Raw genomic sequence first — 19,514 nt, 5'->3', positions numbered from 1 at the left:
ATACTTAATTAGAGAAACGAATAGCAGAAACAAAAACAGGAATTAAATATCATGACCATTGATGATATCGATATCGATGCCGTATCTCCCATGATGCAGCATTATATCCGCATGAAAAAAGAAAACAGAGACAGTATCTTATTCTACCGTTTGGGCGACTTCTATGAAATGTTCTTCGATGATGCCATCACGGTATCCAAGGAACTGGAACTCACCCTGACCGGCAAAAACTGCGGCCTGCCAGAGCGGGCTCCTATGTGCGGCATCCCTTATCATGCAGCAGAGTCCTATCTGACCCGTCTTGTCAATAAAGGCCATAAGGTCGCAATCTGCGAGCAGTTAGAGGATCCGAAAACCGCCAAAGGCATTGTAAAACGTGGTATTATCCGGGTCGTGACCCCGGGAACCAATATAGATACCGCTTCATTGGACGAGGCCAAAAACAACTATCTGATGAGCATTGCCTTCATTTCTGACCGCTTCGGTATCGCCGTGGCCGACATTTCTACCGGAGACTTTTATGTCACAGAAGAAAGCAGCCTTCGCGCCTTCCTGAATGAATTGAGCCGTTACAAGCCTTCGGAGATCATCTGTAACGAGGCTTTTCAGATCTGTGGTGTAGATCTGAATGAATTGAAGGACCACATGCATATTGCCATTTCTGTCCTCGACAATTACTATTTCGAGGATGATCTGGCTCGCCGGCTTCTGACCAGGCATTTTCACGTTTCCTCCCTGAAAAGTCTGGATCTGGATGACCAGAGCATCAAAACCGTAGCCGCCGGTGCCATGCTCCAGTATCTGAAGGAAACTCAGAAGTCCGATCTGTTAAATATCACCCGGCTCCAGGTCTACCAGGACTCCAACTACATGATGATCGACAGCAGCAGCCGGCGGAATCTGGAACTTACCGAAACCTTGCGAGACAAAGAGAAAAGGGGATCCCTCCTCTGGGTCCTGGACCATACCATGACGGCCATGGGTGCAAGACGGCTTCGTCAGGACATTGATAAGCCCCTTCGAAAGAAAGACCAGATCGAGAAACGCCTGGATGCCGTCTCGGAATTTGTTTCCAATCCTTCTGACCGGGAAGAGTTAAGAGAATATCTGTCGCCTGTCTATGATCTGGAACGACTATTAACCAGAATCACATACAAGACAGCCAATCCGAGAGATCTGATCTCCTTCAAGAGTTCAATCCGGCTTCTTCCGGCCTTAAAGCAGACGCTTTCCTGTATGAAATCTGAACTGATCCTGGAATTGAATCAGGTTTTGGATCCTTTAACTGACCTCTATTCCCTGATTGATTCTGCCATTGACGATGACCCGCCGGTCTCTGTCCACGATGGCGGCATTTTCAAAAGCGGTTACAACAGAGAAGTGGATGAACTCAGGGACTTAAAGACCCATGGCAAGGAATGGCTGGCCAATCTGGAAGAGGAAGAAAAGGAGAAAACCGGCATCAAGAATCTCCGGATCCGTTATAATAAAGTCTTCGGGTATTTCATTGAGGTTACGAACTCCTACAAAGACCTGGTTCCGGACCGCTATATCCGAAAGCAGACCCTGACCAATGCGGAGCGTTTTTATACCAATGAATTAAAAGAGATGGAAGATAAGATCCTGGGATCCGAGGACCGGCTGACCCATCTGGAAAATCAGCTTTATCTCGAACTGTTAGACCGGATCGGACAGGAGATCAAACGAATCCAGACAACGGCCAAGGCCATTTCTTCCCTGGATGTTCTTCTCTCCCTGGCCTATACGGCTGACCGGAACCACTATGTCCGACCTTCCATCAATACCAATGGCAATCTGAAGATCAAAAAGGGTCGTCATCCGGTCATTGAACAGATGCTGCCGGAGGGATCTTTCGTCGATAATGATACTTTTCTGGATAACAAGGACCACCGCATGGCAATCATTACCGGACCCAATATGGCCGGGAAATCGACTTATATGCGGCAGACTGCCCTGATCGTTCTCATGGCACAGATCGGATCCTTTGTTCCCGCGGAATCTGCAGATATCAGTATTGTAAACCGGATCTTTACCAGAGTCGGAGCATCCGATGACTTAGCCAGCGGCCAGTCTACCTTCATGGTAGAGATGAATGAAGTGGCCAATATTTTAAAAAATGCTACGAAAGACTCCCTTCTGATCCTGGATGAGATTGGCAGAGGCACATCGACTTTCGATGGTTTAAGTATCGCCTGGGCAGTAGTAGAATATGTAGCCAATCCCAGGCTGATCGGTGCCAAGACTCTCTTTGCCACCCATTACCATGAGCTGACCGAACTGGAGGGAAAACTGCCGGGTGTTCATAATTATTGTTCTGCTGTCAAAGAGGGAAAAGACGGCATTGTCTTTCTCCGGAAAATTGTAAAAGGCGGAGCTGATCAGAGTTATGGAATCGAAGTTGCCAAACTCGCAGGTCTTCCGGATGCTGTCATTGACCGGGCCAGAGAACTGCAGGAGCAGCTGGCCTCCAATGATCTCTCTAAGATTGCAGAAAACATTGCATCCTCCAGTCAGAAGAAGGGGAAAAAGTCAGAGGAAAATGACTTTGATTCCAGACAGATGTCTTTCTTCACAACGGAAACGGACGATGATATCATTTCCGAGATCCGGAAACTGGACATCAGTCATATGACACCGATTGAAGCCATGAACCAGCTATATCGTATACAGAATAAGGTGAATAACAGATGGTAAGAAACAGCATTCATGTTCTTTCCAAAGATACCATTGACAAAATCGCAGCAGGAGAGGTCATCGAACGTCCGGCCTCAGTTGTAAAAGAGCTGATTGAAAATTCTATCGATGCCAAAGCCTCTGCCGTTTCCGTTGAGATTCGGGATGGCGGAAGAACGCTGATCCGGGTGACAGATAATGGAATTGGGATCCCGCGGCCTGAAATATCGACCGCCTTTTTAAGACATGCAACGAGTAAACTGGAAAATGCAGAGGACCTGGACCGGATCCATTCCCTGGGGTTTCGGGGAGAGGCTCTGGCCTCTATCGCAGCCGTTTCGGAAGTGGAACTCCTAACCAAGTGCAGGGAAGAAGATGTTGGTTCCTATTTCTCTATTGAGGGCGGTGAAGATGGCGAATTAAAGGATATCGGAACGCCCGACGGGACGACTTTTCTCGTTCACCATCTTTTCTACAATACACCCGCCCGAAAGAAATTTTTAAAATCCGATCAAACCGAAGCCAATGAGATCCAGACCCTGATCGAGCACCTGGCTCTGTCACATCCGGAGATTTCTTTTCACTTCAAAAGTAATGGAAAAGAAAAGCTGCAGACCAGCGGAAACAGCGTGACCGAAGATTGTGTTTTTTCCATTTTCGGAAGAGAGATCAGTAAGAATCTTCTGGAATTCCATGATGAAAACGAGTACTATTCGGTTCACGGTTATCTCGGCAAGTATAATATCAACCGTGGCAACCGGAATTTTGAAAACTTCTTCATTAACGGACGAATGATCAATGACAAGATCCTGTCCCGGGCAGTCGAAGAGGGCTATCACGGATTTCTGATGCAGCACCAGTTTCCCTTCCTGGTCCTCTTCTTTGACTTTCCGGATGGCAGTGTGGATTTCAATGTACATCCGGCCAAGCGGGAGATCCGCATGGATCATGGAAAAGAAATCTATGACCGTCTTTCCGAGACTGTGCATGAGCGTCTGATCCGAAGAGAAGATATCCAAACGGTCTCATTAAAAGAAGCCCCGGCAGGAAAAGCCAAAGCGACAGCAAGTGCAGTCGATCCGAAAATGACAGCCGAACCTTTTGAAGAGAACCGCCTGAGGGAGGTCAAAAAGGCGGTCGAAGAAGAAGTCAGATCCATACGAGAGGACCTTCCGGCTGATTTCTATCAGCCTGGTGAAGTCCGGGAAAATGGGAAACACTATGATCGTATGGAAGAGGAAGACAAAAAACAGTCAGAAGAGACCCATCCCGGAATAGAAAGTGCTTCCATAGCAGGAAATGCCAAAAATCAACAGCTATCCTTCTTTACCGAAGAGAACCAAACCTATTTTCATCTCGTCGGGCAGATCTTCTCCACCTACTGGATCATAGAATACAATGAGAAAGTCTATCTCATTGACCAGCATGCCGCACACGAGAAGGTCAATTACGAACGGATGATGAAAGAATTAAAACAGCATTCCGTGACCTCCCAGATGATCCTTCCTCCGGCGATCATAAGCTTAGAAGCAAATGAAATGGATCAGTTGGAAAAGTACCGGGCCGAAGTCGAGGCCTTAGGATTCCGCTTTGAATCCTTCGGCGGAAAAGAATATAAGCTGACCGGTCTCCCGGCCAATCTGCCGGATGTGGATCCGAAAGCCTTATTCCTTTCGATTGCGGATTCTCTGAACTTCGACCGAAAAGATACACCGGAGATCATCGAAGAAAAGATCGCCTCCATGGCCTGCAAGGCTTCGATCAAGGGAAATCAGACCATCTCCCCTGTGGAAGCCAAAGCCCTGATCCAGGAAATGTTAATGGCAGAGGAACCTTTTCATTGTCCGCACGGACGGCCGACCATGATTGCTGTCAAAAAAGAAGATCTGGACAAGCTCTTTAAGAGGATCGTCTAGACAGGTTTAGGATAAAAAGCATGACAATTCAGCATAATTTCACGGACCCGCGGCCGCCTCTTATTGTGATCGCCGGTCCGACAGCAGTTGGAAAAAGTGACTTAGCCATACGGCTGGCTCAAAAGATCCGGGGGGAGATCGTCTCCTGTGATTCCATGCAGGTCTATCGGGGTATGGATATCGGGACTGCCAAGGTCACTCCGGGCGAGAGGGCACTGGTTCCCCATCATATGATCGATATCTTGGATCCGACCGAACCATGTGACGTCCGAACCTTTAAGGAGACAGCCATATCGATAGTCCGTGACATTCAGGCCCGGGGAAAAATTCCGATTCTCTGCGGCGGAACCGGTTTCTATATCCAGGCCATCGTCCGGGATATTGATTTCACAGAAGAAGATCCGGATATGGCTTATCGGGAGGAACTGGAAGAGGAGGCTCTTCGTCTGGGAAATCAGGCCCTCCATGAAAGATTAAAAACGATCGATCCGATTTCCTATCAGACCATCCATCCGAACAACCGAAAGCGTGTGATTCGGGCTCTGGAATTCTATCATAAAAATAAGAAAGCGATCTCACTTCATAATGAAGAGGAAGAGGAGAAGATTTCCCCCTTCCACACCTTTTTTTTCGTTTTGACAGACGACCGGGCCAGACTTTATCAAAGAATTAACGAAAGAGTCGATCTCATGATGAAAGAAGGTCTTTTAAACGAAGTCAAAAGCCTTCTGGACATGGGCTGTCAGCCTTCCATGACCTCCATGCAAGGCATTGGCTATAAACAGCTGATCCCTGTGATCTGGGGAGAAGAAGATTATGACAGTGCGGTCGATCAGATCAAAAAAGAGAGCCGGCATTATGCCAAGCGTCAATTGACCTGGTTTCGACGGGAAAAAGATGTTATTTTTCTGGACCGGAGAGACTATCCAAGCGGCGAGGACCTTTTGCAGGCTGTACTCTCAAAAATTGCCTCTGATGAAAATACAGACGGATCCGATGATTTATGATAGATCGTATAGATGTGATAGGTGTATATTACCTGACTGATTCACGAGGCCTGGATCAAACCAGACAGGGATCTCCTCGTAAGATGGAAAATAAATAAAAATAGATTGGACAAAGAAATGCTTGTAAAAGACATGAATCAAACAATGGAAAACAAAGACAGATCCGGGATCTTTACAACTGCTGAGGCAGTTTACGAATCCATGGGAATCAGCCGATCGGTCTATCTTTACGGGGAATCCGTATTGACAGGGTTGAAAGACCGTTTTCTTTCCATCGATGAGAGAGCGGAAAGGAATCAGCTGAAGGTGATAAAAGCGATGCAGGATGCCCGGATCGACAATGAATGCTTTAATGCTTCGAGCGGATACGGCTATGATGACATCGGCCGGGAAAAACTGGAGAAAGTCTATGCTCTGACCTTCCACGGTGAGGATGCTTTGGTTCGCCCTCAGATCACCTGCGGTACCCATGCCCTGGCTTTGGCTTTGATGAGTAACTTAAGACCCGGTGACGAACTTCTTTCTCCGGTCGGCCGCCCATATGACACCCTGGAAGAAGTCATCGGCATTCGGCCTTCCAAGGGATCTCTGGCAGAGTATGGGATCAAATACCGCCAGATCGACCTCTTAGCCGACGAAAGTTTCGACTATGAGGGCATCAAAAATGCGATCAACGAAAAGACCGCGCTTGTCACCATTCAGAGGTCCAAGGGCTATCAGACCAGGCATACCTTCTCGGTTGATGAGATCGGAGAGCTTATTTCCTTCATAAAGAAATGTAAACCGGACGTAAAAGTCATGGTCGACAACTGTTATGGGGAATTCGTTGAGGATAAGGAACCGCTTGACGTCGGTGCCGACATGATGGTCGGATCCCTGATCAAAAATCCGGGCGGCGGGCTGGCCCCGATCGGAGGTTATATCGTCGGTAAGAAGGAATGCGTGGAAAATGCAGCCTATCGTTTGACTTCTCCCGGACTTGGAAAAGAGGTCGGAGCCAGCCTTGGCTTAAACCGGTCCTTTATCCAGGGATTCTTTATGGCCCCGATCGTAACGGCAAGTGCCTTAAAATGTGCAATTTTTGCTGCCAATCTCTATGAACCTCTGGGCTTTTCCTGTGTTCCGGGCAAGACAGAAGACCGGCATGACATTATTCAGGCCATCACCTTCGGCGAAGCCGATAAGCTTGTTGCATTCTGTCAGGGGATCCAGGCCGGTTCCCCGGTGGATTCCTACGTATCTCCGGAACCCTGGGACATGCCGGGATATGACAGCCAGGTCATTATGGCAGCAGGTGCCTTTGTCCAGGGGTCTTCGATTGAACTTTCTGCCGACGGTCCCCTTCGCCCGCCATATGCCGCCTACCTTCAGGGTGGACTGACCTGGCCTTCCGCCAAGCTTGGGATTCTTATGTCTCTGCAAAAACTTGCAGAGAGAAATCTTGTTCGCATTCCTACATTATGCTAAAATTAATGCAAATTGTGTGATTGGCAGATCCAAGCGTAAGAAGAGAGTGAAAGGATGTCAATGATGCAGAATCCGTCGTCTACACTCCGTATGCAGGATCTAAAGGAAGGACCTTATGAGAAGGCTCTCCGCTGCGGAGTTCTTTGTCTGTCTGATGAAGAACTTCTGGCCATTCTGATCCGATCCGGTACCAGAGAGAAAAATGCTCTGGCCCTGGCCTACGAGGTCATGCAGGCCAAGAACGCCGGCCTTTGTAATGTGGAAGAGCTCTCCTTAAAAGAGCTTACTGCAATACGGGGTCTCGGTACAGTCAAGGCTTTGACTTTGAAGGCTGCCTGTGAACTTGGACGAAGAATCACAATGGAAGGCAAAAGACAGAAGATAAAACTGGACGATCCGTCATCCGTAGCTTCCTACTTTATGGAACAGATGCGTCATGAAGCAGTGGAAAAAGTCCTCCTGGCTTTCTTTGATAACCATTGCGGCTTTCTTTCCGAGCATCTCCTGTCCATAGGAACAGAAGACCGGTCTTTTGTCAGCCTTCGCTTGATCTTCAGAGAGGCCTTAAGAGAAAACGCTTCTTACTTCATCCTCCTTCACAATCACCCATCCGGAGATCCCTGTCCCAGCAGAGAAGACCGTATGATCACCGAAAGGATCTGTAAGGCAGGAGATATGCTTGAGATCCCTCTGGCGGATCATATTATTATCGGAGACAGACGCTATTATAGTTTTAAAGAACATGGGGAATTACTGCCCCGGGAAGGAACAGACTTATGACAAATAATGGATATGGCATTGATCTCGGTACATTTAATCTGAAGATCTTCAGTCGCACCGCCAATGATGTGACGACTTTAAAAAATACAATCGCTGTTATCAACAAGAATCAAATCTATGCATACGGAGACGATGCCTATTCCATGTATGAAAAAGCACCGGACACCATTGATGTTTCTTTCCCGATCGTCAATGGTGTCATTGCCGATTTCGATCATATGCAGTCCATGCTTTTAGAAGTATTAAATAAGGACCTGAAAGCCCATTTGAAGAGTGCGGATATCACCATTGCCGTGCCGAATGATATTACCGAGGTAGAGAAGAGGGCTTTTCGGGATATTTTCGAGAAAACCAGAATCAAACTGCATTCGGTCACTCTCTGTGAAAAGCCTCTGGCAGATGCCCTTGGTATGGGGATCGATATCACGGAACCGACCGGTGTCATGGTAGTTGATATCGGTGCCGATACGACGGAAATTTCTGTTATTTCTCTGGGTGGACTTGTGTTGTCCGAACTTCTTCCAACGGGAGGAAACCGTCTGGACGATGCCATTGTGACTTATCTGAAACGCAAGTATAATCTTTTGATCGGTCGAAAGACTGCCCGTGAATTAAAAGAGAAAATCGGCGGTGCCTTCCCGGGTATGGATAATTCTCTGGAAATTGTCGGACGTGATGTAGTAAGCGGTCTTCCCATTCCTATGACCATTTCATCAGATATCATTTTCGAAGGCATGAAAGACGAACTGACAAGCCTGTCTATGGCTATTAAAAGAATCCTGGAAAATGTTCCGCCGGAACTTGCAAAGGATATTGTCTACTCCGGCATCTATGTCAGCGGAGGCAGTTCTAAGATTGCCGGTTTGGATCAGTTCTTTTCCAATATCACAAATATCAAGACCAATATTACGGAAAACGGTGAACAAACCGTTGCTCTTGGACTCGGCAAGGTTCTGACCGATGAGAAATACAGTCGTTTCGGCTATACTATGAGATCACGAATTTTCAGCTAAAGGACAGTTTGCAATGAGACGGAAGAAACATAGCATTTCCAGCAGCGCAATTATGATCATCCTTGTGATCGTATGCATAATGATCCTCTTTATAAGTTATATTTCGGATTTTAACGGGGGAATCATCGGTTCCGTATCGAACTATGTCTTCGTACCCATGCAGAAAGGGCTTGCAGTGATCGAAGAATCCGCAAGTGTCCGGCGCGGAAACCAGAAAACGATTCAATCTCTGCAGAAGAAGAATAAGAAATTGCAGGATGAAGTGAATGACCTGAATAACCAGCTGAACACGATACAATTGCAGCAGTCGGAGTTAGAAAAACTGCAGAAATTATATGCTCTGGATCAGCAGTATGGTGATTACAAAAAAACCGGTGCCCGGGTCATTGCGCGTGGTACATCGAACTGGTTTAATACTTTTACCATCAATAAGGGAAGTGCCGATGGCATTAAGAAAGATATGAATGTCCTTTCTGATGGAGGTCTTGTTGGCATCGTCACAGAAACAAGAAGAAACTATGCTGTTGTCCGTGCCATCATTGATGACACTTCCGATGTATCCGCCATGTCATTGAACACGGGAAATATCTGTATTGTATCCGGATCTCTGGAAGAGATGACAAAGAATAACACTTTAAATATCTCAAATCTGGAAGATAAGGATGAAAAGATCAGCTCCGGCGAACCGATCGTTACCAGTAATGTCAGCAGCAAGTATCTTCCCGGTCTTCTGATCGGCTATGTGGATCAGTTGAAGACGGATCCAAACGGTATCAGTAAGTCCGGCAGCCTGACCCCGGCGGTTGATTTTAAGCATCTCCAGGATGTTCTTGTAATTCTTAAGACGAAGGAGAGTGGCGGTCAATGAAGATTTCCTACTTCGTCCGAAGGGCAGTGATCTGCCTCCTATTGATCGGACTGGTCTATGTTTTACAGACTGCTGTTTTCTCTCATTTGGTCCTGGCGGGGGTGGTGCCGAACCTTCTCCTCAGCCTGGTTGCATTGATTGGATTTATTCGCGGGAGAAAGGAGGGCATGGCGATTGGCATGGCCTCCGGTCTTCTTCTGGATACTTTTTCCGGACAGCTTTTCGGTATCTATGCACTGCTTTTTCTCTTGCTTGGATATTTGAATGGATTGGTAAGGAAGATTTTTTTCGGAGATGATATCAAACTTCCCATCCTCTTTGTAGGACTGACAGATCTGGTCTATGGGATATGTGTCTATCTCATTTCCTTTGCCAGCCGGGGCAGAAGCGACTTTAAATTCTTTTTTTTGAATATCATGCTCCCGGAAGCCATCTATACGGTTGTTATTTCTTTTCTCCTGTATCCTTTTATCTTATGGATCGCCGGAAGAACTGACCGATATGAATCGAAAGGAGACCGTCGATTTTGACATCCTTTTTTAAAGACCTGCATGAAAAACTCTTCAAGGACCGTCAACGCGTTATCATGGTCCTGATGATTATTTTTACCGTGATTCTGATTCTCAGACTTTTTATTCTGCAGATTCTGCATGGCAAAGACTATCAGAACTCCTATAACCTCCTGGTTGAGAGGAAGGAGACCATTGAGGCTTCACGAGGCCGGATCTTCGACCGAAACGGTAAACTTCTGGCATATAATGACCTTTCCTATGATGTCACCATTCAGGATTCCTACTCCAATTATTCGAGTAAGGATCGAAATAAGTATCTCAATCGGGAACTCGCACAAATCATCCCTGAAATAGAAAAAAACGGCGACAAAATTGCTGATGACGATTTTGATATTCAGAGAAATACGGACGGAAGCTTTGTCTTCACCGTGAGCGGTACCGCTCAGCAGAGATTCCGTGCGGATATCTTCGGGCATGCGAAAATCAGTGATCTTGACTACAAAAATAAAGACGGAATCAATGAAGTCCAAGCCTCAGCCGAGGACATCATGAACTATCTCATGGGCAGCAAATGTTATAATATCTCCGGTAAATATAATGATGATCTCCGTTTTAAGATCGCTGTTCTCCGCTATAAGATTGGTCTCAATTCCTACCAGAAGTATGTCACGACAGCCATTGCTTCCAATGTCAGCCAGGCAACGATTGCATATGTGAAAGAGAATAAAGCGAGCTATCCCGGAATCGATATTCATGAGAATATTATCCGAAAATACACGGATTCGGAGGCTTTTGCTTCTATTCTCGGATATACCGGAAAAATTTCCACCAGTGAGTATCAGGATCTGAAGAAAAAAGATAAATCCATTACAATGAATGATGTCGTTGGAAAGTCCGGCATTGAGCAATATATGGACTCTACTCTTCGAGGCTCCAAGGGATCTGATACCCTTTATGTTGATAACGTTGGTAATATTATTAAAAAGGTAAACCACATCGACAGCAAGGCCGGAAACGATGTCTATCTTTCCATCGACTATGATTTACAGGTAAGAACCTATAAACTTCTGGAGAAAGAGATTGCAGGTGTCCTGATCTCAAAGCTGGTCAATCAGCGAACCGTTCCGGTAACAACGGATACTTCGAATATGACGGTTGCAGTTTATGATGCCTATATTGCCTTGATCAATAATGGTGTTATCGATTCAGACCATTTTAAAGACAGTAATGCCAGTGATCTGGAAAAGGCCGTCTATGCTGCATTTCAGCAGAAACAAGGGGAAGCTTTGAACATGCTTTCGGATGCCTTGTTAAACGGTACAACTCCGTTTGGAAAGCTTGATGACGAAATGGAGAACTACCAGAACTATGTCATCCGCTATCTGAAGAGTCAGAAGATCCTGAATACAGATAAGATTGACACATCCGATGCCACTTATAAATCCTGGACTGCCGGAACTCTAAGTATCCATGATTATCTGAAATATTGCATCGAAAAAAACTGGATCGATACCGATTCAATCAAGACCAGCCAGAAGTATGTCGATACAGACGAACTCTATCAGGCATTGGTTTCAAATCTTTCGGATGTTTTTCAGACGAATGCAGATTTTTCCAAGCTGGTATATAAATATGCGATCCTCCAGGATCGAATTCAACCCGGTCAGGTTTGCGCCCTATTATATGATCAGGGAATTCTTGCCAAAGATGATAACAGCAGAAATGCATTAGCCGGCGGTTCCATGAATGCCTACAATTTCATCATTGATAAGATCCGGAATATGCAAATCACACCTGGTCAGCTCGGTCTGGACCCCTGCTCCGGATCTACCGTTGTACTGGATACAAATAAGGGATCCGTTCTGGCCTGTGTTTCCTACCCCGGATACGATAACAACCGTTTGGCCAATACGGTGGACTCCAAGTATTATGCTTATTTGAATTCCAATAGCAGCCGGCCTCTGTTTAACTTTGCAACACAGCAGAAGACGGCCCCCGGTTCAACATTTAAACCGATGACATCAACGGCAGGCATGGCGGAAAACGCGATTACCCCGACATCAACGATCGACTGTACCGGTGTTTTCACCAAAGTATCCAACCACCCGGTATGCTGGATCTATGGTATGTATCATGGTACCCATGGCACGCTCAATGTATCTGAGGCTTTGAAGAATTCCTGCAACTATTTCTTTTATGAAGTCGGTTGGCGTCTGGCCGGTGGCGATAATAATTATAATGATTCTGTCGGTATCCAGAAAATACAGAAATATGCTCATATGTATGGTCTGGACGAGAAGACCGGTCTGGAAATTGAAGAGGCCAAGTCGACGATCGCTACAAAATATCCTGTCATGGCTGCGATCGGCCAATCTGACAACAATCTCACAACTGTGGCTTTGGCTCGATATGCAGCAGCTTTGGCTACCAGGGGAAAGGTATATCATCTGAGTCTTCTGGATCATACACAATCACCGCAGGGAAAAGTCCTGAAAACCTATGGATCCTCTTTGCAGAATACGATTGATGTCTTAGATTCCAGTCAGTGGGATGCTATCCAGAATGGTATGAGAATGGTCATTCAAAGTACGAAAGCCTACGATAATTTCCCCATCGAAGTTTCAGGTAAGACCGGAACTGCTCAGGAAGCACAGGATCGACCGCCACACGCACTTTTTATTGCCTATGCGCCAAGCAGCAGTCCTCAATATGCCCTGGCTACCCGTATTGCCAATGCCTATTCTTCTCATAATGCATCGGATGTAGCCAAGGACATTCTCGGCTGTCTCTTCCAGGTACCCTCCTCTATAGAGGCCGCTGATAATAGTGGTGCGCCTACTGCCTCCACGGAACCGATCACGGACTGATGGTCAGACTGAGAGAACTTAAAAAAAAACAGGCAATGGCTGCGGACTTCCGTAGCCAACCATTACATGATTACGATCGAAAGAGTAAAAGCATGAAGGAAAACTGTATTATCAAAAGCGGATCCTACGGAATCACTTTGCTTCTGAACCCATCTTCACCGATCGAAGATACTTTAAGAGAGATTTGCTATAAATTTGCCTCCCAGAAAAAGTTCTTCGGATCTGCAAAAATGGTACTGACTGTGACCGGACGGCAACTGACCGATGAAGAATTTGAAGCAGTCATTCAGTCCATTGAGTACAATTCAGATGTCAAGATTGATTTGATCTATGATAAGAGTCAGATTCGAGATCGCCGGATGAGATCAATGAGAGACCGATTCTATTTTGAATCCATCCGCCAGAACTGTAAAATTGTATTAGGTCCGGTAAAAGACGGGCAAAAGGTTCAGTCCGATGCCAGTCTCCTGATCCTTGGAGATGCAGAAGAGGGCAGTGAGCTCCTTGCTGCGGGCAATATCATCGTTACAGGTCTTCTCGCCGGAGATGCCAAAGCCGGCTGTCCCGATCATGAGGATTGTTTCGTCTATGCAGGGGATCTTAATGCGGAAGCAGTGCATATCAGCGGTCATGATGCAGATCTGCCGGAAAGAAAATCAGGTTTTCTTGACCGCTTTCGGAAGAAGGAAGGCCAGATCCTGCTTCGGCATCAAAACCGATTCCTTCTGACCAATGTCTATGACGAACTCCTGACGGAACTGTTTCAGGCGGAAAAGAAGAACTGAAAAGAAGAACTGAAAAGAAGAACTGAAAAGAAGAGCTAAAGGAGCCTTTCTATGTTCCATAATTATAAATTCAAAAATTATAATTTACCTTTGGTCATAGCAGTCGTTGCATTAACGATTCTTGGCATTATGATCATCGGAAGTGCTAATACCGACAATCAGGCCAAACAGATCGTTGGCATGGTGATTGGCGTGACTCTCATGTTCGTCGTATCTCTGATTGACTTCGAATTTCTGCTGCAATTTCATTGGTTTTACTATGGATTGACCATACTCCTTCTTTTATCTGTCCTGCTGTTCGGTGACACTTCACTCGGAGCAAAGCGTTGGATCAATATCGGTATTCGTTTCCAGCCTTCGGAAATTGCTAAAATTTTTCTGGTTCTTTTTTTTGCCTGGTATTTTACACACTTTATGGAAAGCTTAAATCAAAGGAAGCGCTTTCTATTAACCCTGATCTATATTGCAATTCCGCTTCTCTTAATTTTAAAGGAGCCGGATCTGTCGACAACCATCGTGACCTTTATGGTCATAGCGACTATGTTTTATGCTGCCGGTTTGTCCTCCAAAATCATAACACCGGTTCTTTTGATCACAATTCCGGCGATTGCAATCTTCATTCTCTATTCCGCCCAGACCGGATCCGTTCCATTCATCAAAGGTTATCAGAAAAAGCGAATCCTGGCATGGCTGCGTCCGGAGGAATATCCCCAGAATGCCTATCAGCAGCAAAATTCAATTATGGCCATCGGATCCGGACAGCTTCTGGGTAAGGGATTAAATAATAATGACTGGAACTCGGTGAAAAACGGTAATTTTATTTCAGAGCCCCATACAGATTTCATTTTTGCCGTAGCGGGAGAGGAGATTGGTTTTGTCGGATCCTGTATTCTGCTCCTTCTCATTCTCCTGATTGTTATTCTCTGTCTTCGTGTAGCGAAAAGGGCGAAAAATGAGGCAGGAAAACTGATCTGTATTGGCATCGCATCCATTATCGGTTTCCAGAGCTTTGTCAACGTCTGTGTGGTTACCGGACTGATGCCGAATACCGGTTTGACCCTTCCTTTTGTAAGCTATGGACTGACGTCTCTTGTTACGATTTATATCGGAATCGGACTGGTATTAAATGTAGGGCTTCAAGCGAAGAAATTCTATGAACATTAGAGCATTTTGTCGTATGATAGTAGAAGGTCATATGTTTCCTATGGTTTGAAGATTATATTATAAAGAAAACTCACGTATGAATCTTACTGGAAAAGGATTTCAGCAAAATAAAGAGAATTGAAGGGAGGAAAATGATGAATATCGGTCTTGTCGCACATGACTCAAAGAAAAAGCTGATGCAGAATTTCTGTATTGCATATCGGAATATTTTAGCCAAAAACAATCTTTATGCAACCGGAACAACCGGGCGTCTGGTGGAAGAGGTGACCAATCTTTCCGTCCACAAATTTCTGGCTGGTCATCTTGGTGGAACCCAGCAGCTGGGAGCACAGATCGAACACAATAATATTGATCTGGTGATTTTCCTGCGAGATCCATTTCGTGTGAAATCCAATGAGCCGGACGTCAACAATATTGTCCGCATCTGTGATGCTAACAATATTCCTTTGGCGACCAATCTTGCTACCGCTGAATTATTGATCAAAGCACTTGACAGAGGAGATCTTGACTGGCGTGAAATGTATAAATAAGATAAATAAGTTAAAGAAAAAACTTGCAGCTTTTTGTCTCATCGCTTTTACCGTCTTATCTATGACCGGATGTGGGAACAAGGTTTCCAATCCCTATCATGTCTATGATAGTTCCGATGAATACCGGCTGACATCATCTTCATCATCCGGCTCAATCAAGGGATTTTCTACCAATTTGGCTCTTCCTTTGAATGAAGATTCTCCTAAGGAGATGGCACCGGACATAGGAACCTGTGCAGCAGCTTCCGTATATGATGTCACACAAAACAAGGCCCTTTATAACTATCAGATGTTAAAGAAGGTCTATCCTGCATCGACGACCAAGATCCTGACTGCCTATCTTGCAATCAAATATGGAAATCCGGACCAGGAAGTTACCGTAGGCTCTGATATCCTGGGCCTTGAATCCGGTTCGTCCCTTGCTCATCTGAACCCCGGCGATGTCATCAGTCTCCAGCAGCTGCTCTATGGGCTGATGCTCCCCAGTGGTAATGATGCGGCAATTGCAATCGCCGATGCTGTCAGCGGATCCACAGAAAAATTCGTCGAATTGATGAATAAAGAAGCCAATGCTCTTGGTGCAACTCATAGCCATTTTGTTACGGTGAATGGCCTTCACGACGAAAATCATTATACAACGCCTTATGATATGTATCTGATCTTCGCTGCTGCCTGTAAATATGACCGCTTTGTTCAACTGATCAGTTCCACTTCCTTTAATGCTTTCTACAGAAATTCTGCCGGTGCTGCTGTACAGCAGACCTGGACAAATTCCTGCCGCTATCTGAAGGGTACCAGAAAGCCTCCGGAAGGGATCACAGTCGTCGGCGGTAAGACAGGAACAACCGGGGAAGCCAAATATTGTCTGGTCCTGCTTTCCACAGCATCCAACGGAGACCAGTTAATCTCTACAGTATTTGGCGCTGATAGTGCCTATAACCTATATCTTGATATGAATGAGATCCTCACGGCTGCACAGAATCAATTAATCAAGAATTCATAAGAAATGGAATCGAATGGCAAGAAATAAAAAAATCGTAAAATTCAAACCTCTCTATCAACTGAATATTGCGATCGTTGTCTGCCTGATTCTCTTGATTTATCTGGCTTATCACGGTATTTCCTATCTGACGGGAAATCATGCTGCCATTTATGAAGTTTCCGCCGGAACGATAGCACAGGACAACCATTTCCAAGCCCTTGCCATCCGACAAGAGACTGTCATCACAACTGACCGGGCAGGATTTCCATTTTACTATGCGAAAAATGGAAGCCAGGTCGGCCTCCTCTCTCCGGTTTATGCAATCGATGATCAGGGAGACCTGGTAAAATCCATGAATCATACCACAAGTTCCTCCAACGATCTTACGGATCAGAATTTGGAGGATTTCGAGAAAACCGCGTCGGATTTTGTAAATGCCTATGATTCAAACAATTTCCAAAAGACCTACAGCTTTGCCTCGGATCTTACCAATACAGCGGATCAAGCCTTCCAGATGGGATCGGCATCAGAACATGCAAATGATATAAATGCTTCCCTTCAAGCAGGAAGCTACCATATCATAAATGCCACAAGCCCTGGATTTCTTATCTATAGTACAGACGGAGGAGAGGGTCTGACCCTGGACTCCTTTACGGATGCCGATTTGGATTCTTCGAAATACAAGGCAAAAGACCTTCGGACAAAGGGTCAGCTTTCCGCCGGAAGTCCGGTATATAAAGAGATCACATCCGACAATTGGAATCTTCTTCTCCGCATGGATTCTACTCTGAAGAAAGAAATCGGTGATGCCAAAAACATTCGCATCCGATTCGATAAGGATCAGGCAGAGACCACGGCCTCTGTCAGTGTAATTGAGAAAAACGGAAATTCCTACCTGAATCTCTCTTTGAATGATAGTGTGGACCGTTATGCAGATCAGAGGATGATTTCCATAGAACTGCTTCTGAACAGTAGATCCGGCCTGAAGATTCCCAATTCTTCCATCACGGAGAAAACTTTCTTCGTGATCCCCAAATCCTATTTTACAGCCGGGGCAGATAATAGTGATCTGGGATTCCTGGTCAGTGGAAGAGAAGAGGAGGGTATGGTCAAACCGACGATTTTCTATGCAGATGACAAGAATTACTATATCGACTCTTCCGATGTCAAAGCCTCGGATCAGATCTATCTGACCAATTCTCTGCAGAAATACCGGGTAGGACAGAAAACCGCCAAGTTAAAGGGAGTTTTCAATGTCAATAAGGGGTATGCCGTATTTAACCGAATCGAGATCCTATTCCAAAACACGGATTATAGTGTTGTCAAGAGTAATACTCCCTACGGGGTCAGCCTTTATGACCACATTGCTTTGGATGGAAGCTCTGTAAAAGAAGACGAAATTATTAATTAGGAGGCCTATGATGGCAGCAGAAATTGAAAAAAATTTAAACCATGTAAAAGAAGAAATCAATGAGGCCTGTAAGCGGGCAGGGCGAGATCCAAAAGAAGTGACTCTGATCGCAGTAAGTAAGACCAAGCCAATCGAAGACTTAAGGGCTGCTTATGCGGCCGGTGCTAGAGACTTTGGAGAAAACAAGGTGCAGGAACTCACCGGAAAAATAGAAGAAATGCCTGCCGATATTCGCTGGCATATGATCGGACATCTCCAGAGAAATAAAGTGAAATACATTGCCGGGAAGGTTTCTATGATTCATTCCGTAGACAGTTACCGACTGGCTGAGGAAATCAATATCCAGGCCAAGAAAAATAATTGCATAATTCCCATTTTGATCGAAGTCAATTATGCCAAAGAAAACTCCAAATTCGGCATTGCACCGGAAGAAACAAAAGAACTGGTTCAAGAAATCAGCGAACTGGAAAATGTAAAGATCAAAGGTCTTATGACCATCGCGCCTTTTGTTGAAGATCCCGAGGAAAACCGGGAGATCTTCCGCGGTATGAAGGAGTTATCAGTTGACATCGCCCGGGAAAACATTGATAATGTAGAAATGGAAGTACTCTCCATGGGTATGACAAATGACTATATTGTTGCTGTGGAAGAGGGTTCTACCATGGTTCGCGTCGGTACCGGTATCTTCGGCGCCCGTGACTATTCACGTATAAAATAATGGAGAAGAATTATGAGCGTATTTTCTAAATTCCTTGATGTGATGCGTCTGAATGATGACGATGAAGATTATAATGATGAAGATTACGACGAAGAAGACGAAGGCCAGGAAAGCAGAGGTTTCAGCCAGCGCAGCAGACAGTCTGATTCTTCTGATGAAACAGAGTCTTCGGCTGATTCCGATCGTGAATCGAGAAGCAGTCGCTTTGATCACAAGGTAACAACAAATCGCAGCGGTTCTAAAATCACTCCCCTCCACAGTAAAAAAGGAAATGGAGAGATGTCAGTTTGTGTATTCAAGCCGACATCCTTTGATGATGCAATGGAAATTGCAGAGACTCTGATTGGCAATCAAACGGTGATCATCAATATGGAGGGTGTCGATGTCGGCCTGGCACAAAGGATCATTGATTTTGCATCCGGTTGTATCTATGCCTTGAACGGAAATTTGCAGAAGATCAGTAATTACATCTTCATTATCACACCTTCCGGTGTCTCTATTTCCGGTGATCTGCAGGATATTGTAAATGCCTTTGATTTCTCCGGTATCCAGACCGGTTTCTAATTTGGATTCTGAATGAATCTGGATGAAGAATCTGGATGAAGAATCTGAATGAATAAAAAGAAAATGTGGCGGCAGTCAAACTGCCGCTTTTCTTATAGTATGATACATGGTCGGTCGTATGATTGATCATGCCGCATTCGTGCTTACAAAAATGCGGCTTGACTAAAAGTGGCCTGACTGGTTAAAAGCGACTTGACTGGTTAAAAACGGCTTGACTGGTTGAAAGAAAGTGTGTG

At 45.3% G+C, this 19,514-nt stretch carries 16 protein-coding genes; all 16 read left to right on the top strand.

Annotation, left to right across the window (positions count from 1 at the left end):
* The first annotated feature begins 51 nt into the window (after nt 1-51).
* A complete protein-coding gene (gene mutS / locus ACKX2L_RS02590; RefSeq protein WP_497550059.1) occupies nt 52-2,715 on the top strand; it encodes a DNA mismatch repair protein MutS in 2,664 nt (887 codons plus the stop codon).
* Nucleotides 2,709-4,610 (top strand): DNA mismatch repair endonuclease MutL, encoded by a 1,902-nt coding sequence (gene mutL, locus ACKX2L_RS02585; protein WP_497550060.1) that lies wholly within the window; start codon nt 2,709-2,711, stop codon nt 4,608-4,610. Before mutS ends, mutL begins: the two co-directional genes overlap by 7 nt.
* Before the next feature lie 20 nt (nt 4,611-4,630).
* Nucleotides 4,631-5,617, top strand: coding sequence for a tRNA (adenosine(37)-N6)-dimethylallyltransferase MiaA (gene miaA, locus ACKX2L_RS02580; RefSeq protein WP_497550061.1), 987 nt, complete (start codon nt 4,631-4,633; stop codon nt 5,615-5,617).
* Nucleotides 5,618-5,761: 144 nt separating this feature from the next.
* On the top strand, nt 5,762-7,084 hold the full coding sequence (locus ACKX2L_RS02575) for a methionine gamma-lyase family protein (RefSeq protein WP_497550062.1): 1,323 nt from the start codon (nt 5,762-5,764) through the stop codon (nt 7,082-7,084).
* Between the two features lie 54 nt (nt 7,085-7,138).
* Complete coding sequence (gene radC / locus ACKX2L_RS02570; protein ID WP_497550063.1) at nt 7,139-7,864, top strand: RadC family protein; 726 nt, start codon at nt 7,139-7,141, stop codon at nt 7,862-7,864.
* Complete coding sequence (locus ACKX2L_RS02565) at nt 7,861-8,877, top strand: rod shape-determining protein (RefSeq protein ID WP_497550064.1); 1,017 nt, start codon at nt 7,861-7,863, stop codon at nt 8,875-8,877. The genes radC and ACKX2L_RS02565 overlap by 4 nt, the downstream gene beginning before the upstream one ends.
* A 13-nt stretch (nt 8,878-8,890) precedes the next feature.
* Nucleotides 8,891-9,745 carry a rod shape-determining protein MreC gene (mreC, locus tag ACKX2L_RS02560; RefSeq protein ID WP_497550065.1) on the top strand — a complete coding sequence of 285 codons (855 nt, stop codon included), beginning with the start codon at nt 8,891-8,893 and terminating at the stop codon, nt 9,743-9,745.
* Nucleotides 9,742-10,275, top strand: a complete 534-nt coding sequence (gene mreD / locus ACKX2L_RS02555; RefSeq protein ID WP_497550066.1) for a rod shape-determining protein MreD — start codon at nt 9,742-9,744, stop codon at nt 10,273-10,275. The genes mreC and mreD overlap by 4 nt, the downstream gene beginning before the upstream one ends.
* The gene (locus ACKX2L_RS02550; protein ID WP_497550067.1) at nt 10,272-13,124 is read left to right on the top strand and encodes a penicillin-binding transpeptidase domain-containing protein; all 2,853 of its coding nucleotides are present in this window, start codon (nt 10,272-10,274) and stop codon (nt 13,122-13,124) included. The genes mreD and ACKX2L_RS02550 overlap by 4 nt, the downstream gene beginning before the upstream one ends.
* A 92-nt stretch (nt 13,125-13,216) precedes the next feature.
* Nucleotides 13,217-13,909 carry a septum site-determining protein MinC gene (locus ACKX2L_RS02545; RefSeq protein ID WP_497550068.1) on the top strand — a complete coding sequence of 231 codons (693 nt, stop codon included), beginning with the start codon at nt 13,217-13,219 and terminating at the stop codon, nt 13,907-13,909.
* Between the two features lie 51 nt (nt 13,910-13,960).
* Nucleotides 13,961-15,073, top strand: coding sequence for an FtsW/RodA/SpoVE family cell cycle protein (locus ACKX2L_RS02540; RefSeq protein ID WP_497550069.1), 1,113 nt, complete (start codon nt 13,961-13,963; stop codon nt 15,071-15,073).
* A 134-nt stretch (nt 15,074-15,207) separates the two neighbouring features.
* Nucleotides 15,208-15,603, top strand: a complete 396-nt coding sequence (locus ACKX2L_RS02535; RefSeq protein WP_497550181.1) for a methylglyoxal synthase — start codon at nt 15,208-15,210, stop codon at nt 15,601-15,603.
* The gene (locus ACKX2L_RS02530; RefSeq protein ID WP_497550070.1) at nt 15,587-16,606 is read left to right on the top strand and encodes a D-alanyl-D-alanine carboxypeptidase family protein; all 1,020 of its coding nucleotides are present in this window, start codon (nt 15,587-15,589) and stop codon (nt 16,604-16,606) included. The genes ACKX2L_RS02535 and ACKX2L_RS02530 overlap by 17 nt, the downstream gene beginning before the upstream one ends.
* Nucleotides 16,607-16,619: 13 nt before the next feature.
* Nucleotides 16,620-17,996: a biotin/lipoyl attachment domain-containing protein gene (locus tag ACKX2L_RS02525; RefSeq protein ID WP_497550071.1), complete on the top strand. Its 1,377-nt coding sequence runs from the start codon at nt 16,620-16,622 to the stop codon at nt 17,994-17,996.
* Nucleotides 17,997-18,006: 10 nt separating this feature from the next.
* Nucleotides 18,007-18,714, top strand: coding sequence for a YggS family pyridoxal phosphate-dependent enzyme (locus tag ACKX2L_RS02520; RefSeq protein WP_497550072.1), 708 nt, complete (start codon nt 18,007-18,009; stop codon nt 18,712-18,714).
* Between the two features lie 12 nt (nt 18,715-18,726).
* A complete protein-coding gene (locus ACKX2L_RS02515) occupies nt 18,727-19,278 on the top strand; it encodes a cell division protein SepF (RefSeq protein WP_497550073.1) in 552 nt (183 codons plus the stop codon).
* Nucleotides 19,279-19,514 lie beyond the last annotated feature (236 nt).

This window comes from Porcibacter vitabionis (assembly GCF_046263795.1).
In the GTDB taxonomy this organism is placed as follows: domain Bacteria; phylum Bacillota; class Clostridia; order Lachnospirales; family Lachnospiraceae; genus Lachnocurva.
The sequence above is the reverse complement of the archived record's forward strand: the minus strand, read 5'-3'. Positions and strand labels throughout refer to the sequence as shown.

Excerpts from the sequence above, each read along its gene's own strand:
- mutL (WP_497550060.1), top strand. The coding sequence starts at position 2,709 with ATGGTAAGAAACAGCATTCATGTTCTTTCCAAAGATACCATTGACAAA.
- ACKX2L_RS02535 (WP_497550181.1), top strand. The coding sequence starts at position 15,208 with ATGAATATCGGTCTTGTCGCACATGACTCAAAGAAAAAGCTGATGCAG.
- ACKX2L_RS02565 (WP_497550064.1), top strand. The coding sequence starts at position 7,861 with ATGACAAATAATGGATATGGCATTGATCTCGGTACATTTAATCTGAAG.
- mreC (WP_497550065.1), top strand. The coding sequence starts at position 8,891 with ATGAGACGGAAGAAACATAGCATTTCCAGCAGCGCAATTATGATCATC.
- ACKX2L_RS02540 (WP_497550069.1), top strand. The coding sequence starts at position 13,961 with ATGTTCCATAATTATAAATTCAAAAATTATAATTTACCTTTGGTCATA.
- mutS (WP_497550059.1), top strand. The coding sequence starts at position 52 with ATGACCATTGATGATATCGATATCGATGCCGTATCTCCCATGATGCAG.
- ACKX2L_RS02515 (WP_497550073.1), top strand. The coding sequence starts at position 18,727 with ATGAGCGTATTTTCTAAATTCCTTGATGTGATGCGTCTGAATGATGAC.
- mreD (WP_497550066.1), top strand. The coding sequence starts at position 9,742 with ATGAAGATTTCCTACTTCGTCCGAAGGGCAGTGATCTGCCTCCTATTG.
- miaA (WP_497550061.1), top strand. The coding sequence starts at position 4,631 with ATGACAATTCAGCATAATTTCACGGACCCGCGGCCGCCTCTTATTGTG.
- ACKX2L_RS02545 (WP_497550068.1), top strand. The coding sequence starts at position 13,217 with ATGAAGGAAAACTGTATTATCAAAAGCGGATCCTACGGAATCACTTTG.
- radC (WP_497550063.1), top strand. The coding sequence starts at position 7,139 with ATGTCAATGATGCAGAATCCGTCGTCTACACTCCGTATGCAGGATCTA.
- ACKX2L_RS02575 (WP_497550062.1), top strand. The coding sequence starts at position 5,762 with ATGGAAAACAAAGACAGATCCGGGATCTTTACAACTGCTGAGGCAGTT.
- ACKX2L_RS02525 (WP_497550071.1), top strand. The coding sequence starts at position 16,620 with ATGGCAAGAAATAAAAAAATCGTAAAATTCAAACCTCTCTATCAACTG.
- ACKX2L_RS02520 (WP_497550072.1), top strand. The coding sequence starts at position 18,007 with ATGGCAGCAGAAATTGAAAAAAATTTAAACCATGTAAAAGAAGAAATC.